A 13,577-nucleotide genomic window follows, 5' to 3' on the forward strand; every position below is an offset into this window, starting at 1 on the left:
TGATCCGCAAGGATCGCGGCCCCAAAGCAAACCAGCAACCCATAGGAGCTCATGGGGCATGAGTCATATCCACTTCATCGGGGGCGAGAAGGGCGGTGTCGGCAAGTCCGTTCTGGCACGTCTTCTGGCACAGTTTCACATCGACCGCAAGCTGCCCCTGCGGGCCTTCGACAGCGACCGCTCCCACGGCGCCCTGCTGCGCTTCTACGGGGAGTTCTCGAGCGCCATCGATCTATCCGACTACGACAGCGTCGATCAACTGATGGAGGCCGCGGTCGAGACCGAGCGCAACGTCCTGGTGGACCTTGCGGCCCAGAGCAGCCGCCCCCTGTTCCAGTGGATGGCGGACAACGACCTCCTCGGCCTGGCCGCCGATGAGGGGGTGAAGGTGACCCTCTGGCACGTGATGGACGACGGCGCCGACGGCATCAACCTGCTGCAGAAGGTCTTCGACGAGCAGGGTGACCGGCTGTCCTACGTGATCGTGCGGAACCTCGGCCGCGGCAAGGACTTCTCCGAGCTCGAGCGCTCCCGCACCCGCGCCGCCGCCAACACCCTCGACGCCCCGGTCATCACCCTGCCGGAGCTGCACGCCGCCACCATGCGCAAGCTCGACCATGGGGACCTGAGCTTCTGGGCCGCCAGTGAGAACAAGGCCACGGGCCTCGGGCTCATGGAGCGCCAGCGGGTGCGGGTGTGGATGCGCAAGGCCTACGAGCAGTTCGACTCCCTCGGCGCGGGCCGCTGCACCGCCGCCGCCCGCCCGACCCTGGTGGTCGCCGACGAGGCCCAGGCCCAGGCCCAGGCAGAACCGGCCGCCTGAGATCAGCCAGCGCACCAGCCAGGGACGGCAGGGCCGAGGGCCGAGGGCCGAGGGCCAAGGCAGCCCTCCTCGGTCCTCGGTTTTCCTGCGGCGTATCTGCCTGCGTTGGCATCGCGTTGGTCCCCTGAGAAACGTTCCCGGCCGAAGTCCCCGCCGCCGGCGACCGCCCAGCGATCTGCGTCGCCGCGGCGATCCCGGCCGCGGGCGCACGCATGGGGCGCCGGGTCATGCGATCTTGGCGATCGAAACAACGCGATGATCGAGACTCTGCGAATCCGGCGCCACCTCCGCGCCTTGCGCGTCTACGTACTGTTCCACCCGCACTTGGAGCGCGCCCAGCTCGGGGACATGGATCACGCAACGCCGCCCGCCCTCGTCGATCTGCGCATGGAGCAATGCATCGCGCATCGAGCAGACCCAAGGGCCGGTGCCGTCGACGCTGTAGAGGGCATCATTCAGCATGATCGCGGCATGGGAGTCGACCCGCAGGGTGCAGCGTGCGTCTGGATCGGCCATCAGCCGCATGCTCCGGAATGAGCGTGTCTTGCCGACGCTCGAGCCCCATTGCGGGGCCAGCTCCCGCAGGAAGCCGACCAGCTCCGGGTCGGTCATCAGCGCGGCCACCACGTTACGCACGCTTTTTTCGTCATCGTTCGGGGTTGCATTGTTGCTCATGGCATTGCCTCGTGTGACGGGGGTCGATGTTCGACATGGGGTCGCGCACCACGGACGGCAGCCGGGCTCGCCCGCCTGTCTCACCGCGGATCGCGGAACCAGGCGCCTCGGCAGCCGCGCGCGCCGGCCTGAGCGAAAACCGTCGCCAATCCTACGGGTTGAACGAACGCTAAGCGAGGGCGAGCGAGAACGCACTGGGCCGCGCCGTCCCTTCGGGTTGCGCTCGCCGGCATCCGCCGCGCGGCCGGAACAACAAGCCGACCGGGGTCGGACGATGCGCAGAATGACGATCTCGTCGTCGGCGACGGTGTAGGGCACGAGATAGGGCGTGCCGGAGGACGACCTGATCGAGATCGACAACCGCTTCGTCAGAGGGGTGCCGGATGCTCGTTCGCCATGCTGCGTTCCGCAGGCGCCGGTGGCGATGGCCCAATCCGAATTTGCCACCCGCCGAGCCCGTCGGCACAATCCTCAGCGTTGACACCATGCCACGCCGGAGGGATGCCGCCATGCCCCGTTCCCGCCACGACCACCAGGCCGACGATACCCGCCTCAAGGCCAACCGCGTCTTCACCGACCGCGACGCCCCCAAGGCCCAGTTCGACCAGGCCCGCGCCGAGCTGCCGCCGGACCAGCACCGGCTGCTGGTCTTCTACGGCGTCGGCGGTCAGGGCAAGACCGCGCTGCGCCGGGAGCTGATGCGGCGGCTCGCGGCCGAGCAGCCCCGCCGCCACCGCTTCGGCGCCGTCGACTTCTACGTCAAGGACTTTCGCGACCCGCCCCGGGGCCTGCTGGAGCTGCGCCGGCGCCTCGGCGCGTCCGGCAAGATCCGCACGCCCGTCTTCGACGTCGCCATCGCCCGCTATTGGGAGCGGGCCTACCCCGGCGAGGATGTGACCCGCGCCCTGGACGACCTGTTCAGCGACGGCGACGGCATCCTGAGCGAGCTGGCCCAGAGCGGTCGGGATGCCCTGGATCTGGCCGAGGACGTGCCCTTCGGCGTCGGCCAGACCCTCAAGCTCATCAACCGTGCCCACCGCTGGCTCAAGGACCGCGGCGCCCATCGCGCCTGCGCCGCCCTGGCCGACCTGCCCGCGCTGGAGGCCGACCAGATCGCCGAGCGCCTGCCCTGGTACCTCGGCCTGGACCTACAGGCCCACCGTGCCGACCACCCCGAGCAGGGCGCGCCCATCTGCTTTCTGGACACCTACGAGGCCCTCTGGAGCGATGCGCCGGACAAGACCGGCGCCGCCGCCGTCGAGACCGACGCCTGGGTGCGCGAGCTCATCAGTGCCGCCCCCGGCACCCTGTTCGTCATCCTCGGGCGCGAGCGCCTGAGCTGGGACCGGCGCTTCCCCGACGACGACTGGGCCGCGCTGCTGGCCGAGCAGCACCTGCTCGGCGGCCTGGCCGAGGCCGATGCGGACTGGTTCCTGTGCCAGATCCCCATTGATGACGCCGCCATCCGCCGCGCCATCATCGACGGCGCCAGCGCCGAGAACGAGCCGGACCCGCCCCCCGGCGCCACCGGCGCCCACCCCTTCTATCTGGACCTGGCCGTCGACACCTGGCTCAAGCTCTGCGCCGCCGGCACGCCCCCGCGCCCGGGCCAGTTCGGCGGCACCCATGCCGATGTGCTCGCCCGCTTCCTGCGCCACCGCGACCCCGCCGAGATCGAGGCCTTGCGCGTGCTGGCCGGCCCCGCCGGCTTCGACCGCGACCTGTTCGGGGCGCTGATGGCGCACTTTCGCACCGGCTACCCAAGCACCCGCTTCCCCGAGCTGTGCGACCTGTCCATCATCGAGCCCGGCGCCGACGGCCGCTGGCGGCTGCACGCGCTGATGCGCGCGCACCTGCTCGCCGACCTGGACCCGGACCTGCGCCGCGCCCTGCACGCCTTCCTGTTCGAGTGGTACGACGCCCGCTGCCGGCCGCCGAGCCCGCGGGAGATCACCCCCGAGCACGAGACCGCGCTGCGCGAGGCCTTCGACCATCGCGACAGCGACGACGCCGAGGCGGCGCTGGGCTGGTTCTGGCAGCGCCAAACGGTCTTCTATGACGCCGCCCGCCACGGGCTGCTGGAGCCGCTCTGTCGCCGCGCCCTGGCGCTGGCCGAGGAGCGGCTCGGCGCCGAGCATGCCGAGACCGCCACCGCCCTCAACAACTTAGGCACTCTGCTCCAGGCCACCAACCGCCTGACCGAGGCCGAGCCGCTGATGCGCCGGGCGCTGGCCATCGATGAGGCGAGCTACGGCGCGGGGCATCCCGATGTCGCCACCGACCTCAACAACTTAGGCCTTCTGCTCCAGGACACCAACCGCCTGGCCGAGGCCGAGCCGCTGATGCGCCGCGCGCTGGCCATCGATGAGGCGAGCTACGGGGCGGAGCATCCCACTGTCGCCCGCGACCTCAACAACTTAGGCCTTCTGCTCAAGGCCACCAACCGCCTGGCCGAGGCCGAGCCGCTGATGCGCCGGGCGCTGGCCATCGATGAGGCGAGCTACGGGGTGGAGCATCCCGCTGTCGGCCGCGACCTCAACAACCTGGCCCAACTGCTCCAGGCCACCAACCGCCTGGCCGAGGCCGAGCCGCTGATGCGCCGGGCGCTGGCCATCGATGAGGCGAGCTACCGGGCGGAGCATCCCGATGTCGCTATCCACCTCAACAACCTGGCCCTACTGCTCATGGCCACCAACCGCCTCGCCGAGGCCGAGCCGCTGATGCGCCGGGCGCTGGCCATCGATGAGGCGAGCTACGGCGCGGAGCATCCCGATGTCGCCCGCGACCTCAATAACCTGGCCCAACTGCTCCAGGACACCAACCGCCTGGCCGAGGCCGAGCCGCTGTCCCGACGCATGGTGCTGATCTTCCTCGCCTTCACCCGCGACACCGGCCACCGGCATCCGCACCTTCGGGCGGCGATCGGCAACTATCGCGGGCTGCTGCTGGCGCAGGCCGAGGACCCGACCGAGATCGCCCCGCGGCTCGCGTCCCTCGGCCCCGAGGCCGGTCTCGACGAGGCGACGTGGGCGGCCCTGCTCGCGGAGCTGCTCGGGGAGCCGCCCGGGGCCGGCGGGGCGCCTTAGCACGGCCCAACCCGACAACCGACAGGCCACCGGCCCGCTGCCGCGCCGACCCATCGAGCTTGATCTTCATGCCACCTTCGGCAGCGGCGGGATCGGCAGGTCTTCTCCCGATTCTCGTCGGCGATACCGGACGGAAGCGGGGCCGCGCAACCGCTGCTCGCGGCACGCGATGACGCGCCGGTTGAGCCAACCTCCTTACAGCGGTAGCCTGTGAGTAAGGAGGCGTCGGGTGAGCGCCCCGCATCAACCCAACAGCAGCCCAGGAGTCAAGTCCGTGTACGTTCGCATCACATCCAAGCGCCAAGTCACCTTCCCGGCCAAGGTGCTCGATGCACTGGGCGTCGGCCCCGGCGATCAGATGGAGCTGGAACCCGGGCCGGACGGCTATGTGCTGCGAGCGCGGCGCATCCATCCGGAGCGCCTGGCCCCGCTGCGCAATAGGCTGCGGCGCGGACGCGGCACCTTCGACCTGGACCGCTTCCGCGAGGAGCCTCATGACCCCGCGTTACGGGATTGACACCTCCGTTCTGGTGCGCCTCGTGACCGGTGACCCTGAGGATCTCTACGCACTGGTTCGGGAGCGTCTGACGAGGCTGGTGACCGACCAAGGCGCGGTGCTGCTCGCGTCGAATCAAGTCATCGGCGAGGCCTACATTGCCGTCCAGCACCACTACGGCATCACCAAAGCCGAAGCCCGCGAGGGCCTGCGCGACGTGCTCCGCAGCGGACTCGTGGCGCCGCTGAACGGCAGCGCGGTGCTCGACGCACTGGCGGCGACCGGCGGCTGCGGTCTGCTCGACCGCCTCATCGCCAACGACTACGCGCGGGTGGAGCTGCGGACGCTCACGCTCGACCGACGCATGGCACAACTGCCCGAAGCCCAGCGTCTGGTGGTGGCCGAAGACCAGGAGAACTGATCCGCCGATGTCGGTCTTGCACGCCGTCGGATCTGACGCGTGCTGGATCGCGCGGCCTCGATGATCACGCCGAGCACCTTGGCCGCTGCCTGCGTAGCGGAAAAGGGGTCAGAGCCCTTTTCTCGAATTGCTGAATTAGAACAACGCAAGCCTGGGGGCTTGCATCCACGCATTCCCGCGCTGGGTGGCCGGATGCTGGATTGCAAGGCCTGACCCTGACGCCTGACCTGACCCTGACGTCCCCTGACGCCCCCAAGACCTAACCCTCCCCCCCAGGGCACCGGTCTGCGCCTGGCCTGTCGGTTCTGATGCGCTCCGGAGATTGACCCGCGGAATGACCCGCGGCAACACGTCGGTGCCGCTTGGCCGGAGCGGCAAGATGCGGCGGCCCACGGCCGGGACGCCGCCACCGCGACGGCGCACAAAGCCGTGGCAAGCGCCGAGAAAGCCGCGGATCGGTTGCATCAGCCCGCGGATTCGCCTACTCTGCGCGGTTTACTGTCGCCCCAGCACAGCAACATGCGTCGCCGGGCTCGACCCTCCGGCAACAACCTCCAGGTTTCAGGGCCATGAAAGCCGACATTCACCCGAAGTACCAAGACGTCAAGATCGTGTGCAGCTGCGGCAACGAATTCACGACCCGCTCCACGCTCTCCGGCGAGCTGCATGTCGAGGTCTGTTCCGCCTGCCATCCGTTCTATACCGGCAAGCAGAAGATGCTCGACACGGGCGGTCGCGTGGACAAGTTCCGCCGTCGCTACGGCCGCTGAGCGAAGGCCCTTGACGCCCCCGCCGGGTCGCCCGCTGACCCGGCGTCGCGCCGGCGCGCAACGCGTCGCCCGCGACTCCTCCTTGCATCCTTACCCCTGCCCGGGCCGCTCGGCAGCCGGGCCTGTTTTCTATTGCCCCGGATCAAAGTATCAGCGGGGGCAATGGTTCTCATTGGGCGCCCGGCTTGCGAAGCCGCAACGATCGGGACATGCTTCCGTCTTTGATCCGGGCGCCGCATAACCGACCCGTTGCCAGCGACGCGCGGCGCACCATGCCCGCGCATCGCCGCTGCCTGCGGCGTACCCAAGCCCACACCGAGAGCCGACCATGTCGAACGACGAGAGCTTCGCCCACGCCGATGCGGAGCTGAATGCCGCGGCGCTGACCTACCACGCGGAGCCTACGCCGGGCAAAACCGCCATCGAGATCAAAAAGCCCGCGAGCACGCAGCGCGACTTGTCCCTGGCCTACACGCCCGGCGTCGCCGAGCCGGTGCGGCGCATCGCCGAGGACCCTGCCGCGGCCTATCGCTACACGAACAAGGGCAACCTCGTCGCCGTCATCACCGACGGCAGCGCCGTGCTCGGCCTAGGCGGCGTCGGTCCGCTCGCGAGCAAGCCGGTCATGGAAGGCAAGGCGGTGCTGTTTAAGCACTTTGCGGACATCGATGTGTTCGACATCGAGGTCTACGCGCGCCACCCGCAGGAGTTCATCGACACGGTGCGGCGCATCGCGCCAACCTTCGGCGGCATCAACCTCGAAGACATTGCCGCGCCGCACTGCTTCGAGATCGAGCAGATCCTCCAAGAGGAGCTCGACATCCCCGTCTTCCACGACGACCAGCACGGCACCGCGATCATCATCGCCGCGGGACTCCTGAACGCGCTGGAGCTCCAGCAGAAGAAGCTGGAAGACGCGCGCATCGTCGTGCTCGGCGCCGGGGCCGCCGGCATCGCGGCGATTCGGCTGCTGATCACGCTCGGTGCGCATCGCAACAACATCTTCGCCGTGGACCGCCAGGGTGTCATCCACACCGGCCGGCGCGACCTGAACCCGTACAAGTTCGGCATCGCCGCGGACACCGAGAAGCGTACCTTGGCCGACGCGATGGACGGTGCCGATGTGTTCATTGGCGTCTCGGGGCCGGACCTGATCCCGCCGGCGATGCTGGCGTCCATGGCGCCGCGCCCCATCGTCTTCGCGCTGTCGAACCCGGTGCCCGAGATTCGCCCGGAGGTCGCGTGGAAGGTCCGCGGCGACATGATCATGGCCACCGGCCGGTCGGACTATCCGAATCAGGTCAACAACGTGCTCGGCTTCCCGTTCATCTTCCGCGGCGCGCTCGACGCGCGCGCGACGCGCATCAACGAGGAGATGCAGATCGCCGCCGTGCACGCGCTCAAGGACCTGACGCACGAGCCGGTGCCGCAATCCGTGCTCGACGCCTATGGGCTGGACGCCCTGGCGCACGGCCCGGAGTACATCATCCCCAAGCCCTTCGACCCGCGGCTGCGCGGGCGCGTGGCGCCCGCGGTGGCCGCCGCGGCCGTGCGCAGCGGCGTTGCCCAGGCGCCGGCCGAGGGTTGATCTGCGGCGTCGAGCCGACGCGCGCCAAAGGCCGAACAACGGGGGCAGAGACCCCCGCTCGCTCACCGCAACGCCCGACATGCATCGCCATTCGGGCCCCTAATCGGAGGAGTTACCGTGCAGAAGATCAGCATTGTCGGGGCCGGCCGGGTCGGTGAGACCACCGCCCAGATCCTGGCCGAAGAGCAGCTCTGTCGCGAGATCGCCCTCTACGACGTCCGCGAGGACGTGCCCGAGGGCGTCGCGCTCGACATCTTTCAGACCGCGCCGTTCTTCGAGTTCGACTGCCGGCTCTCCGGCAGCAACGACCCGGCCATCATGGCCGGATCGGACCTCGTCATCATCACCGCCGGCTTCCCGCGCAAGCCCGGCATGTCGCGCTCCGACGTGCTCGCGGCCAACGTCAAGATCATCGACGAGGTCACCGACCACCTCATGGCGCACGCGCCGGACACCACGGTGCTCGTGGTGTCGAACCCCGTCGATACGCTGACCTACCGCGTGGCGCAGCGCACCGGCTGGCCGCGCTCGCGGGTGTTCGGCCAGGCCGGTGTGCTCGATGCCTCCCGCATGGCCGCGTTCATCGCGGAGGAAACCGGCTTCTCCGCGCTCGACATCACCACCATCGTGCTCGGCGGCCACGGCGACACCATGGTGCCGATGCCGCGCTACTGCACCATCAACGGCGTGCCGGTGAGCAACTTCATCCCGCCGGAGCGGCTCGATGCCATCATCGAGCGCACGCGCAAGGGCGGTGCCGAGATCCTCGCGCTGCGCAAGAACTCGAGCGCCTATGACGCCCCCGCCGCCGCCGTCGCCGCGATGGTGGACGCAATGGCGCACAACCGCCGCCGGCTCATGCCCTGCGTCGCGCTGCTCGAAGGCGAGTACGGGGAGCACGGCATCGCCATGGGCGTGCCCTGCGTGCTCGACGAGTCCGGCATTGCCCAAGTCGTGGAGCTGGATCTGAACGAGCGCGAGCGCGCGGACTTCGCAAGCTCCGTCGCCGCCGTGCGCGCGGACATCGGGCGCCTCGCCGAGCTGGCCCTTGACGCGGGCTGAGCGCCGCGGCCGCGCGCCCTGCGCGAAGTCGGCACAGTTCATGCTTGATCTGCCGATGGTTCGGCGCCCACACGGGCGCCGATGACCCATCGGCGCTGCCCGGCGGGCCTCGCCCGTCACCGCCGGCGCGGCGTGCTGCACCAAGGCGGGGCAGCGCAACCCGGTAGTTGCCGCTGAGCGGCCAACGCACCTCCCCAGCCGTCACGAGGAGCCCTGTCCATGACCGACAAGACCGCTACCATCACCAACAACATCGATGGCACGAGTCACGAATACCCGCTGCACGAGGGCACCATGGGGCCACCGGCGGTAGACATTTCAGCGCTCTACCGCGACGCCGGCATCTTCACCTACGACCCGGGCTTCATGGCCACGGCGAGCTGCCACAGCGCCATCACTTACATCGACGGCGAGCAGGGCATCCTGCTCTACCGCGGCTACCCCATCGAGCAGCTCGCCACCAAGGCGAGCTTCCTGGAGGTGGCCTACCTGCTGCTTTACGGTGAGTTGCCGAAGGATCGGGAGCTGGTCAACTTCGAGCGCATCATCATGACGCACACGATGCTCAACGAGAACCTGAAGAACTTTCTCAACGGCTTCCATTACGACGCGCATCCCATGGCCATCCTCTGCGGCGTCGTGGGCTCGCTGTCGGCCTTCTACCATGAGTCCATCGACGTCAATGATCCGCATTACCGCGAGATCTCGGCGCACCGGCTGATCGCGAAGGTGCCGACCATCGCCGCCGCAGCGTACAAGCACAACGTCGGCGAGCCGATCATGTATCCGCGCAACGACCTGCGCTACGGCGCGAACTTTCTGCACATGATGTTCGCGACCCCCTGCGGGGACTACGAGCCGGCCCTGCTCGCCGAAAAGGCGCTGAACCTGCTCTTTATCCTGCACGCCGACCACGAGCAGAACGCGAGCACCTCCACGGTGCGGCTCGCCGGCAGCTCCGGTGCCAACCCCTTCGCGTGCATTGCGGCCGGCATCGCCTCGCTCTGGGGCCCGGCCCACGGCGGCGCCAACGAGGCGGTGCTCGACATGCTGATGCAGATCGGCGACGTCTCGAACGTGCCCAAGTTCATCGACAAGGCCAAGGACAAGGACGACCCGTTCCGCCTCATGGGCTTCGGCCACCGGGTCTACAAGAACTACGACCCGCGCGCGAAGATCATCCGCGAGGTCTGCCATCAGGTGCTCGAAGAGCTGCCGGGCACCGCCAACAGCCCGCTGTTCGAGCTGGCGCTGAAACTGGAAGAGATCGCGCTGAACGACGAGTACTTCGTCGAGCGCAAGCTCTATCCGAACGTCGACTTCTACTCCGGCATCATTTACAGCGCGCTCGGCATCCCGACCAACATGTTCACGGTCATGTTCGCGGTGGCGCGTACCGTCGGCTGGGTGTCGCACTGGACCGAGATGATGAGCGACCCGGCCAACCGCATCGGCCGCCCGCGTCAAATCTATTGCGGCCCGGCGACCCGCGAGTACGTGCCCATCTCCAAGCGCTGAGCCCGATTCCCGTCTCGTGCCGGGCTTCGGCCCGGCGGCCTGGGGCTTGGCGGCGCTGCGGCGCGGCGCTCAGGGGGCCGCGTCGGCCGCGCTCGGCCCGCTCATGTCCGCGAGCAGCGCCGCCAGCTCCTCGGCATCGATGCCCCGCTCCGGGCGGTCCGACACCGGGTCCAGCGGCGGCTGGCGCAGCGCATGCCAGGGCAGCACCTGCAGGTGCACCGGCACATCGCCCGCGACAAACTCGAACACCGGGTGCATCTGCACCGCACCGTTGCCGAAGCGCGCGGACAGCTCCCGCTCGCGCCAGGGAATGCGCCGGTCCATCAGCGCCATCAGCACCTCTTCCGGGCTGTCCGCAAAGAGCCTGAGCTCGACCCCATGCGCACGCGTCGCCGTGCCCCGCAGCGCCGGCCCCACCAGCCGCGGCCGAAAGGCCGCCAGCTCGCGCATGGCCTGCAACGCGTGCCGACGCAGATCGGCCACGTCGGCGTCGAGGTCCGGCTCGAACAGCCGCTGCTGCGCGATCAGGGCGTCGTTGATCTCCTCGTTGTCCGGCCAGCAGCGCTTGTCCGTAATCCCCAAGCGCGCCGCGGCCTTGCGGCGGGCGCGGTCGAACTCCCCCGGGCCCTGCTCGGCCAGGATGCGCGCGGACTCGTAGGCGAGCCTGCGACGCTCGTGCAGACAGCGGTGATGGTGCTGGCCGCGCGCCTCCGCGGCGGTGGCAGCGCGCCGCTTCGGGTGTCGGGCGGTGGCGGCCGCAACGGCCTTGGATCCGGATCGCCTGGGCATGGGCTCTCTCGCTCTGAGGTGGCAGCACGCGTCCGCCATCATAACCGCCGACGGGGCCAGGCTGCGCCCGTCGTTGCCCGACGTGATGGCCGCCCGCGCTCCGCGGGATGCCTCTGCCCTGCGTCGGGCCGCCGCCGGCGCCGCGACGCGGGAGCCGCTCGGCGCGGCACCTTCTGCAGGGTGGCGGAGCCCATGCCGCGCACGCGGAAACCGGCCTATTTCTCAATGCATTGCATAGCCCATGCGCGCGATTGCCGTGGTTTCGCGGCTGCGCTAACGTGCCCTGCTTCGGCAGACACCAACAACAGCGGCGGCAGCGGACCGCCGCACACACCACTGAGGAGCACGATCATGGCAGACGCATCCTTCACCGGCAGCGATTCGGGCAACGCCCAAGACCGGGCGCACGCGCGCTCCCTCGCCGACCCCGAGGGCTTTTGGGGCGAGGCCGCGGCGGCCGTCGACTGGATCAAGCCCTGGCAGCGCGTGCTGGACCACAGCAACGCGCCGTCCTACCGCTGGTTCGCCGGCGCCGAGCTCAACACCTGCTGGAACGCGGTGGACCGCCACGTGGCCGCGGGCCGCGGCGCGCAGGCGGCCATCATCCACGACAGCCCCGTCACGGACAGCATCCGCACCATCACCTACGCGGAGCTGCAAGATCAGGTCGCCCGCTTCGCCGGCGCCCTGCGGGGCTTGGGCGTCGACAAGGGTGAGCGCGTCATCATCTACATGCCGATGGTGCCGGAGGCGGCCATCGCCATGCTCGCCTGCGCGCGCCTGGGCGCCGTGCATTCGGTGGTGTTCGGCGGCTTCTCGGCACGAGAGCTGGCCACACGCATCGACGATGCCAAGCCGAAGGTCATCGTCGCCGGCTCCTGCGGCATCGAGCCGAACCGCGTCGTCGCCTACAAGCCGCTGCTCGACGACGCGCTGGCGCAGGCCAGCCACCAGCCGGAGCGCTGCGTGATCCTGCAGCGCGAGCAGCAGCCGGCGACGCTGATCGCCGGCCGCGACCTGGACTGGGCGGCGCTGATGGCGGACGCCGCGCCTGTTGACTGCGTGCCGGTGGCCGCCACGGACCCGCTCTACATCCTCTACACCTCCGGCACCACCGGCCAGCCGAAGGGCGTGGTGCGCGACAACGGCGGGCACGCGGTGGCGCTGACGTGGTCGATGCGCAACGTCTACGACGTGGAGCCCGGCGAGGTGTTCTGGTCCGCCTCGGACGTCGGCTGGGTGGTCGGCCATTCGTATATCGTCTACGGCCCGCTGCTGCACGGCTGCACCACCATCCTGTACGAGGGCAAGCCCGTCGGCACACCGGACGCGGGCGCCTTCTGGCGGGTCATCGAGCAGCACAAGGTGTCCGTGCTGTTCACGGCGCCGACGGCGTTTCGCGCCATCAGGCGGGACGACCCGCAGGCCCAGCATCTCGGGCGCTACGACGTCTCAAGCCTGCGCGCGCTGTTCCTGGCCGGCGAGCGCTGCGACCCCAACACGCTGGAATGGGCCGGCGAGATCCTGGGCGTGCCGGTGGTGGACCACTGGTGGCAAACCGAGACGGGCTGGGCCATCGCGGCCAATTGTCTCGGCCTCGAGCAGCTCCCCATCAAGCCCGGCTCGCCGACCAAGCCCGTGCCCGGCTACGACATACAGGTGCTCGGCGACGAGGGCGAGCCCGTGCCGCCCGGCACCATCGGTCGCATCATGATCAAGCTGCCGCTGCCGCCCGGCTGCCTGCCCACGCTGTGGGGCAACGACGAGCGCTTCCGCGCGTCTTACCTGGCCGCCGAGCCGGGGTTCTATCTGTCCGGCGACGCCGGCTACATCGACGAGGACGGCTATCTGTTCGTCATGAGCCGCATCGACGACATCATCAACGTCGCCGGGCACCGGCTCTCCACCGGCGGCATGGAGGCGGTGCTGGCGAGCCATCCGGACGTCGCCGAATGTGCCGTCATCGGCGTCGCCGACCAACTGAAGGGCGAGCTGCCGCTCGGGCTCGTCGTGCTCAAGGCCGGCGTCAACCGCACCGACGCCGACATCGGCAAGGAGCTGGTCGCCAAGGTCCGCAACGAGATCGGCCCCGTCGCCGCCTTCAAAAGCGTGCTGGTGGTGCAGCGGCTGCCGAAGACCCGCTCCGGCAAGATCCTGCGGGGCACCATGAAGTGCATCGCCGACGGCACCGAGTACCGCATGCCCGCCACCATCGACGACCCCGCCATCCTGGAAGAGATCGAGCAGGCGCTGACCGGGGCCGGCTACGGCGCGCATTGAGCCACTGAGTGCGGCTCCTCGTGGGAGCGGCTTCAGCCGCGATCCGCGATGTCGGTGCCAGCGCTGTAT

11 protein-coding genes are annotated in these 13,577 nt (G+C 69.5%); 9 read left to right on the forward strand and 2 right to left on the reverse strand.

Annotated elements, in window-relative coordinates; genetic code table 11:
• Positions 1–58 precede the first annotated feature (58 nt).
• Positions 59–823 (forward strand): mobilization protein, encoded by a 765-nt coding sequence (locus ML01_RS03225; RefSeq protein ID WP_216819097.1) that lies wholly within the window; start codon positions 59–61, stop codon positions 821–823.
• Positions 824–1,048: 225 nt separating this feature from the next.
• Here the strand turns inward: ML01_RS03225 and ML01_RS03230 are convergent, their stop codons facing one another.
• Positions 1,049–1,498 (reverse strand): hypothetical protein, encoded by a 450-nt coding sequence (locus ML01_RS03230; protein ID WP_058553953.1) that lies wholly within the window; start codon positions 1,496–1,498, stop codon positions 1,049–1,051.
• A gap of 509 nt (positions 1,499–2,007) precedes the next feature.
• On the opposite strand from ML01_RS03230, the gene ML01_RS28340 reads away from it, so the two are divergent.
• The 7 genes from ML01_RS28340 (at position 2,008) to ML01_RS03265 (ending at position 10,439) form a co-directional block, all read left to right on the forward strand.
• Positions 2,008–4,584: a tetratricopeptide repeat protein gene (locus ML01_RS28340; protein WP_058553954.1), complete on the forward strand. Its 2,577-nt coding sequence runs from the start codon at positions 2,008–2,010 to the stop codon at positions 4,582–4,584.
• A gap of 274 nt (positions 4,585–4,858) precedes the next feature.
• Complete coding sequence (locus tag ML01_RS03240) at positions 4,859–5,101, forward strand: AbrB/MazE/SpoVT family DNA-binding domain-containing protein (protein WP_058553955.1); 243 nt, start codon at positions 4,859–4,861, stop codon at positions 5,099–5,101.
• Positions 5,079–5,501, forward strand: a complete 423-nt coding sequence (locus tag ML01_RS03245) for a PIN domain-containing protein (protein ID WP_058553956.1) — start codon at positions 5,079–5,081, stop codon at positions 5,499–5,501. The genes ML01_RS03240 and ML01_RS03245 overlap by 23 nt, the downstream gene beginning before the upstream one ends.
• 569 nt (positions 5,502–6,070) lie before the next feature.
• Positions 6,071–6,271, forward strand: coding sequence for a 50S ribosomal protein L31 (rpmE, locus tag ML01_RS03250; protein WP_058553957.1), 201 nt, complete (start codon positions 6,071–6,073; stop codon positions 6,269–6,271).
• Between the two features lie 328 nt (positions 6,272–6,599).
• Entirely contained in the window at positions 6,600–7,859 is a 1,260-nt protein-coding gene (locus ML01_RS03255; protein ID WP_058553958.1) for a malic enzyme-like NAD(P)-binding protein, read from the forward strand.
• 117 nt (positions 7,860–7,976) lie between these two features.
• Positions 7,977–8,921: a malate dehydrogenase gene (gene mdh, locus ML01_RS03260; protein WP_058553959.1), complete on the forward strand. Its 945-nt coding sequence runs from the start codon at positions 7,977–7,979 to the stop codon at positions 8,919–8,921.
• A gap of 219 nt (positions 8,922–9,140) precedes the next feature.
• A complete protein-coding gene (locus tag ML01_RS03265; RefSeq protein WP_058553960.1) occupies positions 9,141–10,439 on the forward strand; it encodes a citrate synthase in 1,299 nt (432 codons plus the stop codon).
• Between the two features lie 69 nt (positions 10,440–10,508).
• On the opposite strand, the gene ML01_RS03270 is transcribed toward ML01_RS03265, so the two are convergent.
• Complete coding sequence (locus ML01_RS03270; protein WP_254045123.1) at positions 10,509–11,228, reverse strand: hypothetical protein; 720 nt, start codon at positions 11,226–11,228, stop codon at positions 10,509–10,511.
• Positions 11,229–11,579: 351 nt separating this feature from the next.
• On the opposite strand from ML01_RS03270, the gene ML01_RS03275 reads away from it, so the two are divergent.
• Entirely contained in the window at positions 11,580–13,508 is a 1,929-nt protein-coding gene (locus tag ML01_RS03275) for a propionyl-CoA synthetase (protein ID WP_058553961.1), read from the forward strand.
• Positions 13,509–13,577 lie beyond the last annotated feature (69 nt).

It is taken from the genome of Thiohalocapsa sp. ML1 (assembly GCF_001469165.1).
In the GTDB taxonomy this organism is placed as follows: domain Bacteria; phylum Pseudomonadota; class Gammaproteobacteria; order Chromatiales; family Chromatiaceae; genus Thiohalocapsa.

Excerpts from the sequence above, each read along its gene's own strand:
- ML01_RS03225 (WP_216819097.1), top strand. The coding sequence starts at position 59 with ATGAGTCATATCCACTTCATCGGGGGCGAGAAGGGCGGTGTCGGCAAG.
- ML01_RS03265 (WP_058553960.1), top strand. The coding sequence starts at position 9,141 with ATGACCGACAAGACCGCTACCATCACCAACAACATCGATGGCACGAGT.
- ML01_RS03270 (WP_254045123.1), bottom strand. The coding sequence starts at position 11,228 with ATGCCCAGGCGATCCGGATCCAAGGCCGTTGCGGCCGCCACCGCCCGA.
- ML01_RS03275 (WP_058553961.1), top strand. The coding sequence starts at position 11,580 with ATGGCAGACGCATCCTTCACCGGCAGCGATTCGGGCAACGCCCAAGAC.
- ML01_RS03245 (WP_058553956.1), top strand. The coding sequence starts at position 5,079 with ATGACCCCGCGTTACGGGATTGACACCTCCGTTCTGGTGCGCCTCGTG.
- ML01_RS28340 (WP_058553954.1), top strand. The coding sequence starts at position 2,008 with ATGCCCCGTTCCCGCCACGACCACCAGGCCGACGATACCCGCCTCAAG.
- ML01_RS03255 (WP_058553958.1), top strand. The coding sequence starts at position 6,600 with ATGTCGAACGACGAGAGCTTCGCCCACGCCGATGCGGAGCTGAATGCC.
- rpmE (WP_058553957.1), top strand. The coding sequence starts at position 6,071 with ATGAAAGCCGACATTCACCCGAAGTACCAAGACGTCAAGATCGTGTGC.
- ML01_RS03230 (WP_058553953.1), bottom strand. The coding sequence starts at position 1,498 with ATGAGCAACAATGCAACCCCGAACGATGACGAAAAAAGCGTGCGTAAC.